Annotated in this window: 8 protein-coding genes; 5 read left to right on the top strand and 3 right to left on the bottom strand. The window is 73.2% G+C overall.

The genetic code is table 11. From position 1 onward, the window contains the following. The first annotated feature begins 123 nt into the window (after positions 1–123). Positions 124–879, top strand: a complete 756-nt coding sequence (locus tag ITI46_RS31285; RefSeq protein WP_372452112.1) for a DUF2891 family protein — start codon at positions 124–126, stop codon at positions 877–879. Positions 880–923: 44 nt separating this feature from the next. Here ITI46_RS31285 and ITI46_RS31290 read toward each other — a convergent pair whose 3' ends face one another. The 3 genes from ITI46_RS31290 to ITI46_RS31300 all read right to left on the bottom strand — a co-directional run bounded on the left by ITI46_RS31290 (position 924) and on the right by ITI46_RS31300 (position 3715). Next, positions 924–1856, bottom strand: coding sequence for an LLM class flavin-dependent oxidoreductase (locus ITI46_RS31290; protein WP_209243309.1), 933 nt, complete (start codon positions 1854–1856; stop codon positions 924–926). Between the two features lie 55 nt (positions 1857–1911). Further along, on the bottom strand, positions 1912–2145 hold the full coding sequence (locus ITI46_RS31295; protein ID WP_209243310.1) for a ferredoxin: 234 nt from the start codon (positions 2143–2145) through the stop codon (positions 1912–1914). Between the two features lie 73 nt (positions 2146–2218). Further along, positions 2219–3715: an aldehyde dehydrogenase gene (locus ITI46_RS31300; RefSeq protein ID WP_209243311.1), complete on the bottom strand. Its 1497-nt coding sequence runs from the start codon at positions 3713–3715 to the stop codon at positions 2219–2221. Positions 3716–3920: 205 nt separating this feature from the next. Here ITI46_RS31300 and ITI46_RS31305 point away from each other — a divergent pair, with 205 nt between their 5' ends. From ITI46_RS31305 to ITI46_RS31320, 4 genes are all read left to right on the top strand, one after another. Then, positions 3921–5090, top strand: coding sequence for a Strvi_7410 family MBL fold metallo-hydrolase (locus tag ITI46_RS31305; protein WP_209243312.1), 1170 nt, complete (start codon positions 3921–3923; stop codon positions 5088–5090). A 460-nt stretch (positions 5091–5550) separates the two neighbouring features. After that, positions 5551–6939 (top strand): SCO2321 family membrane protein, encoded by a 1389-nt coding sequence (locus tag ITI46_RS31310; protein ID WP_209243313.1) that lies wholly within the window; start codon positions 5551–5553, stop codon positions 6937–6939. Then, a complete protein-coding gene (locus ITI46_RS31315; RefSeq protein ID WP_209243314.1) occupies positions 6936–7697 on the top strand; it encodes an SCO2322 family protein in 762 nt (253 codons plus the stop codon). Before ITI46_RS31310 ends, ITI46_RS31315 begins: the two co-directional genes overlap by 4 nt. A gap of 312 nt (positions 7698–8009) precedes the next feature. Then, on the top strand, positions 8010–9042 hold a 1033-nt coding region (locus ITI46_RS31320; RefSeq protein ID WP_209243315.1), incomplete at its 3' end, for a CbiQ family ECF transporter T component.

The raw sequence follows: 9042 nt of genomic DNA on the forward strand, positions 1-9042 counted from the left end.
AGGGAGAAGGGGGTGGGGGGAGCAGCGTTCGCGGGAGAGAGCAGTGCTCTCGGCGGGCAGAGTGCGGCGCTCACGAACGAGAGCACTGCTCCCCCACCCGCCGCCCGAGAGGGAGCGGCGCTCATGGACGAGAGCGGTGCTCTCGCCGGCAGCCGAGAGGGAGCGGCACTCACAAACGAGAGCAGCGCTCTCGCCAGCAACCGGGAGGGAGCACCGCTCCCAGGTGAGAGCGGTGCTCTCGGAGCGGTGCGGCAGTGGCGGGCCGCGCTGGTGCCCGCGGCCGAGACCGTCGCCGAACTGCTGCTTGCCTGGCTGCCGAAGGCGACCTACCCCGTACGGCACGGCACGCACGCCAACAGCGCGTTCGCGCTCAGCCTCATCCTGGACAGCGCCGAACGCGCGGGCCAGCAGCGGCTGCTGGGGCCCGTGAGGGCGAAGGTCCGCGAGTGGTACGTCCCCGACCACGGCGCCGCCACCCGGTGGGAGCCCTCCGGCCAGGACTTCCTCTCCCCGCTGCTGTGCGAGGCGGACGCGGTGCGCCGGGTGTTGCCGCAGAGCGAGTTCGCCGCGTGGCTGGGGCGCTTCCTGCCCGAGCTGGACAGCGCCGCCGGCCCGGAGTTCCTGCCGCCGCCGCAGGTCTCCGACCCTGCCGATCCGCAGCTGGGGCATCTGCTCGGGCTATGCCTCAGCCGGGCCGTGGCGCTGCGCGGTATCGCGGGCGGGCTCCCCTCCGGCGACCCGCGCGTCGCCGCCCTCACCACGGCGGCCGAGGCCAACCTGGCCGCTGGGCTGCCGGCGGCCACCTCGGGCGACTTCACCACGGACCACTGGCTCGCCACGTTCGCCGCGCTCGCCCTGGACGGTGGGGTGGACGCCTGACGGTGACGGCGCGGCGAGCGCAGCCGGCCGCCGTACAGCCACGCTCAGCGCAGCAGGGGGCGGACCTCTTCAGCGGCGAAGCGGACGAAAGCCTCCGGGTCGGGTTCGTCGGCGGTGGGCTGCAGGACGACCGTGTCGGCGCCGGCTTCGAGGGCCTGTGCGACCGCCTCCGCCACCGTCGCGGCGTCTCCGGCGACGCCGGGTCCGTCGGCGGGGTCGTGGCCCTCCCGGACGAGTTCGGCGCGCAGCCGGTCCGTGGCGTCGGGGCCGGTGGCGGTGTTGAGGTAGTGGAGGACCTGGTGCCGGTCGGTACGTCCGGCCGCCGCGCGGCCCTCGTCGATGAGTTGCCGCGCGCGGCGGATACCGGCGAGGGAGGTGTTGGCGTCGAGCACCGTACCGTCCGCCGCCGCTCCGCTGAGCCGCAGCGAACGCGGCCCGCGCGCACCCGCGAACACCGCGGTGTCCGAAGCGGCGACAGCGCCCGGGTCCGCCGTCTCCGCGGGCCGGGCGGGTGGCGGCCAGTCCAGGGCGACGCCGTCCAGTTTCACGTACCGGCCCTCGACCGTGACCCGCTCGCCGCGCAGCAACGCCCGCATCGCTTCCAGGTGTTCGCGCAGCAGCGTGACCGGCGAATCGACGCGGGCGCCGACCTGGCCCATCCAGTCCTGTACTCCGTGGCCGAGGCCCACCGCGAACCGGCCGGGGAAGAGGCGGCGCAGCGTGGCGGTCTCCATGGTGGTCAGCGCGACGTTGCGCAGCGGGACGGGCAGCAGTCCGACGCCCACCCGCAGCCGCTCGCTCCAGGCGAGAGCCGTGGCGGCCGTGGCGATGCCGCTCTCCAGGAAGCAGTCCTCCCACAGCCACAGCTGCTCCAGACCGGCCTCGTCGGCGGCGCTGACCACGCTGCGCAGACGTTCAGGGGGCAACTGCGGCCGGAAGACGGCACCGAGGGCGCCGGCAGCACCAAAAGATGTCATACGGCTGTTCCTATCCCGCCGTACGCCCCCTCGGCAACGGATTACCAAGGCGCTGTCAGTCCTCCGGCGGGAAGACCGGTTCGCCCGTTGCGGCGAGGGTGATGGAGATGGCCTCGACGGGGCAGTTCTCGGCGGCGGTCAGCACCTCTTCGCAGGGTTCGCGGTCCGGGGTGACCGGGTGGGACTGGCGGGCGGCGTCCAGCCGGAACTCATCCGGCGCGCCTCCCACGCACATCCCCGACCCAATGCACAGCCCCCGGTCCACCTCGACGTGCCAGCGGTCGGCCATCAGCTCTCCCTCTCTCCCTTCCCGCCTCTGCCCCCCACTTCCCGCTCTCCCCCTCCCGGGAGTCTTCCGGGGTTCACGCCTCGGCGGGCAGGTGGATCATCTTGTGCTCCAGGTACTCGGCGTAGCCCTCGGGGCCGAACTCGCGGCCGATGCCGGAGTTCTTGTAGCCGCCGAAGGGCCCGAGCATGTCGAGGCTGAAGGTGTTGACGGAGTAGGTGCCGGTACGGACGCGGCGGGCGACGTCGATGCCGTGTTCGGTGTCGGCGGTCCAGACGCTGCCGGAGAGGCCGTAGTCGGAGTCGTTGGCGATCCGGACGGCCTGCTCCTCGTCGTCGTACGGCAGCAGACAGATGACGGGACCGAAGATCTCCTCGCGGGCGATCCGCATGGAGTTGTCGACGTCGCCGAAGAGGGTGGGTTCGACATACCAGCCGGTCGGTATGGACTCCGGCCTACCGCCCCCCGCGAGCACCTTGGCGCCCTCCTCCTGGCCGAGCGCTATGTAGTCGAGGGAGCGGCGGCGCTGGCGTTCGGCGACCAGGGGGCCGACCTCGGTCGCCGGGTCGAGCGGGTCGCCGACGGTCAGCCCGTCGGCGACGGCCTTGAAGCGCTCGGCGATCTCGTCGTAGTGGCTGCGCGGCGCGAGGATGCGGGTCTGGGCCACGCACGCCTGGCCGTTGATCATCCAGGCGAACGGGGTGATGCCCGCGACCGCCGCGTCCAGGTCGGCGTCGGGCAGGATCACGGCGGCCGACTTGCCGCCCAACTCCAGGGTGACGGGGGTGAGATGGCGGGAGGCCACCTCCATCACCCGCTTGCCGGCGGCAACGGAGCCGGTGAAGGACACCTTGTCGACGCCGGGGTGCCCGACGAGATATTCGCTCACCTCCCGGTCGGCGGGGAGGATCGAGAGCACGCCCGGGGGCAGTCCGGCCTCGTCGGCGATCTCGGCCAGCAGATAGGCGTCCAGCGGGGTCTCCGGCGACACCTTGAGGATCGCCGAGCAGCCGGACAGCAGCGCCGGGGCCAGCTTGGCGGCCGCGGTGAACTGGGGCACGTTCCACGGCACCACTGCCGCCACCACCCCCACCGGTTCCCGGCGCACCAGCAGCGGCCCGAGCACCCCGGCCCTGGGCTCCTCGTAAGGAAACTCCGCAGCGACCTTGAGCGCGGCATCCCACGCCATCATCGCCGCGAGGGACTGGACCATCACGGAGGAGGTGTACGGGGTGCCGTTCTGGGCGCTGATGACCTTGGCTATCTCCTCGCTGCGCGCGGCGAAGGCGTCCTTGATCCGGGTGACGGTCCCGATCCGCTCGGCCAACGGGCGCTGCGCCCACACCCCGGAGTCGAAGGACTCGCGGGCGGCGCGCACGGCGCGGTCGACGTCCTCGCGGGAGGCGTGCGGTACGCGGCCGATGGGCTGTTCGGTGTGCGGGGAGACCACCTCGATGGTTCCGTCACCGGCCGGGTCGGTGAACCTGCCGCCGATGTAGAGCTGCTGGTGTTCGGCGTACGCGATGCTGCCGCTTCCGCCGGGGCCTGCGGAGCTGCTGGGGTTGTCGGTCATGGCCGTACCCTCCCTCTCCCGCCCGCCCCCGAGGGCTGCGGGGCTGTGACGCCCGACACTTTCCTGACAGCACATCAGAACTAGTACCAGTTCTAGTTCTAGGGGACAATGCTTCTGCCGGACCGCCGCCCGAAGGCGGCCGCGGCCGTCACACCGCGCACGGAACCGGCACGGAACCGGCACGGAACCGGGGGAGCCGCCGCCCATGACGAACGGACCACAGGCCGACGACGACGAACACGACGACGGGGAAGCCTGCGGGGAACACCGGGTACAGGCGGACGGCGGACCCGGGCCGGAGGCGGACGGCGGACGCGGGCCGCGGATCATCGACCATGGCGGCGGGATCTGGAGCATCCCCGTACCCATCCCGGACAACCCCCTCGGCCACACCCTCGTCCATGTGGTCGAAACGGACGTGGGGCCCGTACTGATCGACACCGGCTGGGACGACCCCGCCTCCTGGCAGACCCTCGCCGAGGGACTGGCCGCGTGCGGCACCTCCGTCGGGGCGCTGCACGGCGTACTCGTCACCCACCACCACCCCGACCACCACGGCCTGTCGGCGCGGGTACGGGAGGAGTCGGGCGCCTGGATCGCCATGCACGCGGCGGACGCTGCCGTCGTCCGCCGCACCCGCGGCTCGGACCGGAACCAGTGGCTCGGCTATCTCGCCGACAAGCTCGCCGCGGCCGGCGCCCCGGACGCGCATACGGCACCGCTGCGCACGGCCCTCGCCGAGGGGCGCGGCGGGACACTGCCGGGCGGGCGGGCGGCACTTCCCGACCGGGAGATCGAACCGAACGAACTGCTCGCCCTGCCGGGGCGTCGACTGCGCGCGATATGGACCCCGGGACACACGCCGGGGCATGTGTGCCTGCACCTGGAGGAGCAACACCCCGGCCGGGGACGGCAAGGAGAGGGGCGGCGGGGAGGGCGGCTGTTCTCGGGGGACCACCTGCTGCCGACGATCAGCCCGCACATCGGCCTGTACGAGGACCCGGACAGCGACGAGATCACCGATCCGCTCGGTGACTACCTCGACTCCCTGGAACGGATCGCCGGACTGCGGCCCGCCGAGGTACTGCCCGCCCACCAGTACGCGTTCACGGACGCACAGGCCCGCGTCGACGAGCTCACCGCTCACCACGCAGAGCGCCTCTCCGACTTGAGAGCACTGCTCTCGGAACGGGACCTCACCCCCTGGCAGCTCGCCGAGACCATGCGCTGGAACCGCCCCTGGGCCGAGATCCCGTTCGGCTCCCGCAACATCGCCGTGGCCGAGGCGGAAGCCCACCTGCGCCACCTGGTCAAGCTCGGCCACGCCGAGGCCGTACCCGGCAGCACGCCGGTCACCTACCGCGCCACCGACTGAAGCCACAGCCCCCGCCGGCGAACATCACGGCACGACCGGCCGGACGCACATCCGGAGCCACGCATCAGCGCACGGCGGACGAAGCGGGACCGACCCGACGGAACGGCCCGGCCGGCGCTCCGGCTACAGTGGCCGACAGCCAGACAACGCCTCCGAGCGGGGGAAGCCGGTGCGAATCCGGCGCTGACCCGCAACCGTGAGCAGTCAGCCGCACCAGCGCCGTACGCCGGCCGAGGACGTACCCCACGTCCGGCGCCCGGCGCACACGCACCCCGCGGCAGGCCGCGAGCCGGAACACCCGCGCTGAGGTGGGCTCCTGTGGCCGGACCAGGCCACTGGCCCGTCGAGGTATACGGAGCCGAGCCCGGTGCGCCGCGGTGCGGGGTCGCCAGTCGCGAGCCCGTCGGCGGGGCGGCCGTGCCCGGCTGCGCGCCGCCCCCCTCACCGAAAGGCACTCGCAATGTCACCGCGCCGCCGCCGCGCCACGGTCCTCGCCGCCGCCACCGCGCTGTGCGCGGCAGCCGCACCCGTGGCATCCGCACCCGTGGCATCCGCCGCGCCCTCCGTGTCGTCCGCCGTCCCCTCCCGGGGGTCCGCCGCGTCCGCGGCCGCCGGCACCGTCGTATCGAAGCCGTCCGGACTCCCGGACGGGCTCTACGGAACGGCCGACCCCAAGTACGACGGCGTATGGCGGCAGTCGATGGCGCTGCTCGCCCTGGACGGCGCCGGTGCCGTGCCCGCGAAGAAGGCCGTGGACTGGCTCGCCGGACAGCAGTGCGCCGACGGCTCGTTCACCGCGTACCGCGCCGGCACGGGGAAGAAGTGCGACCCCGACGCCACCCCCTCCGACACGAACGCGACCGCCCTCGCCACCCAGGCGCTGGCCGCGGTCGGCGGCCGGAGCGACGTGGTGCGGGAGGCCGTTGAGTGGCTGATCTCGGTCCAGAACAAGGACGGCGGCTGGGGCAGCGCTGCGCACGCCGCCTCGGACGCCAACTCCACCTCACTGGTCATCGGCGCCCTGCACACCACGGGCAGGAACCCGGGGAAGACCACCGCCGAGGGCGGCAAGTCGCCGTACGACGCACTGCTCTCCCTGCAGCTCACCTGCGGCTCCAAGGGCATCGAGGACGCACCAGGACAACAGGGCGCGTTCGCCTACCAGCCCGACAAGAAGGGCAAGCTCGCGCCGAACGACGACGCCACCGCCGCCGCCTCGCTCGCCGCACTGGGCGAGGGCGCGCTGCCCGAACCGTTGGCCAAGGACGCCGGTGACAAGCCGGTGGAACCGCTGAAGTGCGCCACGGGGACGGGCTCGGGCAGTGAGAACGATGAGGGCGGTGTCCCCGGCGGGCGCAAAGAGGCGGCGAAGGCCGGGGCCGCGTATCTGGCCGCCAGGCTGGAGAAGAACGGCGGCCACTTCAGCTCGGTGCTGCCCGGCTCCTCCAAGGAGCAGCCCGACTACGCGAACACCGCGGACGCCGTGGTCGCCCTGGCCGCCGGCGGTCACCGCAAACCGGCCAAGTCCTCGCTGAACTGGCTCGCGAAGCACCTCGACACGTGGGACAAGTCCAAGAACGACCCGGCCGCCATCAGCTCCCTCATGCTGGCCTCACGCGCGGCGGGCGGCGACCCCACCGAGCTCGGCGGCACCGACCTCCTCTCCCGCCTCAACCACACCGGACCCAAGCCCGCCAAGATGCCGTCGGACGACGCCGGTTCGTCCTCCTCCGACAAGAAGGACGACGGCACCACCATCCCGGTCTGGGCCTTCATCCTGGTCGGCCTGGCCATCGGCGCGGGCTTCGGCATCCTGCTGAGCGGACGCCGCAAGAGGCAGCAGCTGTGAGGGCCGGTACGCGAACGGCCACGGCCCTCACCGCGCCGACCGCCGCCCTCGCCGCGCTCGCCGCCGCCGCGGCGCTCGTGCTGCTCCCGGCCACCCCGGCAGGCGCCTCCCCTGTCCGGCTCCCCACCGTGGACGCCGACGGCTACCGCTACTGGTCGTTCTGGCAGCAGAAGGAGAACGGCTCCTGGTCGTACGCCACCGAGGGACCCGGCACCCAGCAGCCCGAGGACGGCGACACCCTCGGCTTCCGGTTCGCCCTGAGCGAGGACTCGCAGCAGGCGGACAAGCCACGCGGCGCCGTCACCTTCGCCGACGCCTGCGCGAAGACCGCAGCCAAGGCGAACAGCAAACGGGTCGCCGTTCGCATCGACTTCGGCACCCGCACCGACGCCCCCAAGGGCCAGCCCGGCTCCCCGCCCGCTCCCCGTACGGGCTGCGCCCTCATACCGGAGAACGGCACCGCCGCCGACGCCCTCGCCAAGGTCGCCGGCCCCCTGCGCTACAACTCCCAGTCCCTGCTGTGCGCCATCGACCACTACCCGGCCAAGGGATGCGGCGAGCAGGCGAAGAGCGACGACGGAAAGCGCGACGGCAGAGACGGTGGAAGCGGCAAGCGGGACGGTGGCGACGGGAGTGACGGCAGCAACGGCGGTGAAGGGGACGGCATCTCGACCGGCCTCGGCCTGACAGCGGGCATCGCCGCCGTGGGAATCCTCGGCGCGGCCGCACTGTGGCAGGCACGCCGGCGAAGGTCGTAGCCGATGCACCGCTCCACACCGAGAGCACCGCTCACAGAGTGGGCGGCGGCGGGGGCTGGGCCGGTGCGGCGCTCCCTTCCGAGAGCGGTGCTCTCCACCCGAAGCGCTGCTCAGCACTGGGCGGAGGTCCAGCCGGTGCGCCGCCCCTTTTCGAGAGCGCTGCTCTCACCCCGAAGCACCGCTCCGCACCAGGCAGGGGCTGGATCGGTACGCCGCTCCCTCACGAGAGCACCGCTCTCGCCCCGAAGCACCGCTCCGCACCAGGCCGAGGCCGGACCAGCACGCCGCTCCCTCACGAGAGCCCTGCTCTCAATCCGAAGCACCGCTCCACGCCGGGCGGCGGCCCGGCCGGCACGCCGCTCCCTCCCAAGAGCACCGCTCTCCACCCGAAGCACCGCCCTGCACCCCGGCGCATGGTGGGTCTGGGCCCTGGGCCTGGCCACCGCCGCCTCCCGCACCACCAACCCCCTGCTCCTCGCCCTGCTGATCGTGGTGGCGGGTTACGTCGTCGCCGTCCGCCGCACCGACGCCCCCTGGGCCCGCTCCTACACCGCGTTCCTCAAGCTGGGCCTGCTCGTACTCGCCATCCGCCTCGTCTTCGCGTTCTTCCTCGGCTCCCCCGTTCCCGGCAGCCACGTACTCGCCGAGCTGCCCGAAGTGCCGCTGCCCGAGTGGGCGCGCGGAGTGCGGATCGGCGGGCGGGTCACGGCAGAGGGCATGGTCTTCGCGCTGTACGACGGGCTCAAACTGGCGACGCTGCTCGTCTGCGTCGGGGCCGCCAACGCACTCGCCAACCCGGCGCGACTGCTCAAGTCCCTGCCCGGCGCGCTCTACGAGGCGGGAGTCGCCGTGGTGGTGGCGATGACGTTCGCCCCCAACCTCGTCGCCGATATTCGGCGCCTGCGCGCGGCGCGCCGGCTGCGGGGGCGCGCCGATCGCGGGCTGCGCGGTTTCCTCCAGGTCGGACTGCCGGTGCTGGAGGGCGCGTTGGAGCGCTCGGTGGCGCTCGCGGCGGCGATGGACGCACGCGGTTACGGCCGCACAGCCCAAGTACCGGCCGCCGTACGACACACCACCACGGCGCTGACCCTGGGCGGGCTGCTCGGCGTGTGCGCGGGCACATACGGTCTGCTGGCCGCCGAGGGCGCGGGCTTCGGGCTGCCCGTGCTGCTGGCGGGGCTGGCCCTCGCCCTCGCCGGGCTCTGGCTGGGCGGCAAGCGGGCTGCCCGCACCCGTTACCGCCCCGACCGCTGGGGCACGCGCGCGTGGCTGGTCTCGGCGTCCGGCGCCGCCGTCGCCGCCCTGATGATCGTGGCCGCCGACGCGCTTCCCGAACCGCTGAACC

The sequence above is a fragment of the Streptomyces oryzae genome (assembly GCF_017676365.1).
Classification (GTDB): domain Bacteria; phylum Actinomycetota; class Actinomycetes; order Streptomycetales; family Streptomycetaceae; genus Streptomyces; species Streptomyces oryzae.

Excerpts from the sequence above, each read along its gene's own strand:
- ITI46_RS31285 (WP_372452112.1), top strand. The coding sequence starts at position 124 with ATGGACGAGAGCGGTGCTCTCGCCGGCAGCCGAGAGGGAGCGGCACTC.
- ITI46_RS31300 (WP_209243311.1), bottom strand. The coding sequence starts at position 3,715 with ATGACCGACAACCCCAGCAGCTCCGCAGGCCCCGGCGGAAGCGGCAGC.
- ITI46_RS31305 (WP_209243312.1), top strand. The coding sequence starts at position 3,921 with ATGACGAACGGACCACAGGCCGACGACGACGAACACGACGACGGGGAA.
- ITI46_RS31290 (WP_209243309.1), bottom strand. The coding sequence starts at position 1,856 with ATGACATCTTTTGGTGCTGCCGGCGCCCTCGGTGCCGTCTTCCGGCCG.
- ITI46_RS31310 (WP_209243313.1), top strand. The coding sequence starts at position 5,551 with ATGTCACCGCGCCGCCGCCGCGCCACGGTCCTCGCCGCCGCCACCGCG.
- ITI46_RS31295 (WP_209243310.1), bottom strand. The coding sequence starts at position 2,145 with ATGGCCGACCGCTGGCACGTCGAGGTGGACCGGGGGCTGTGCATTGGG.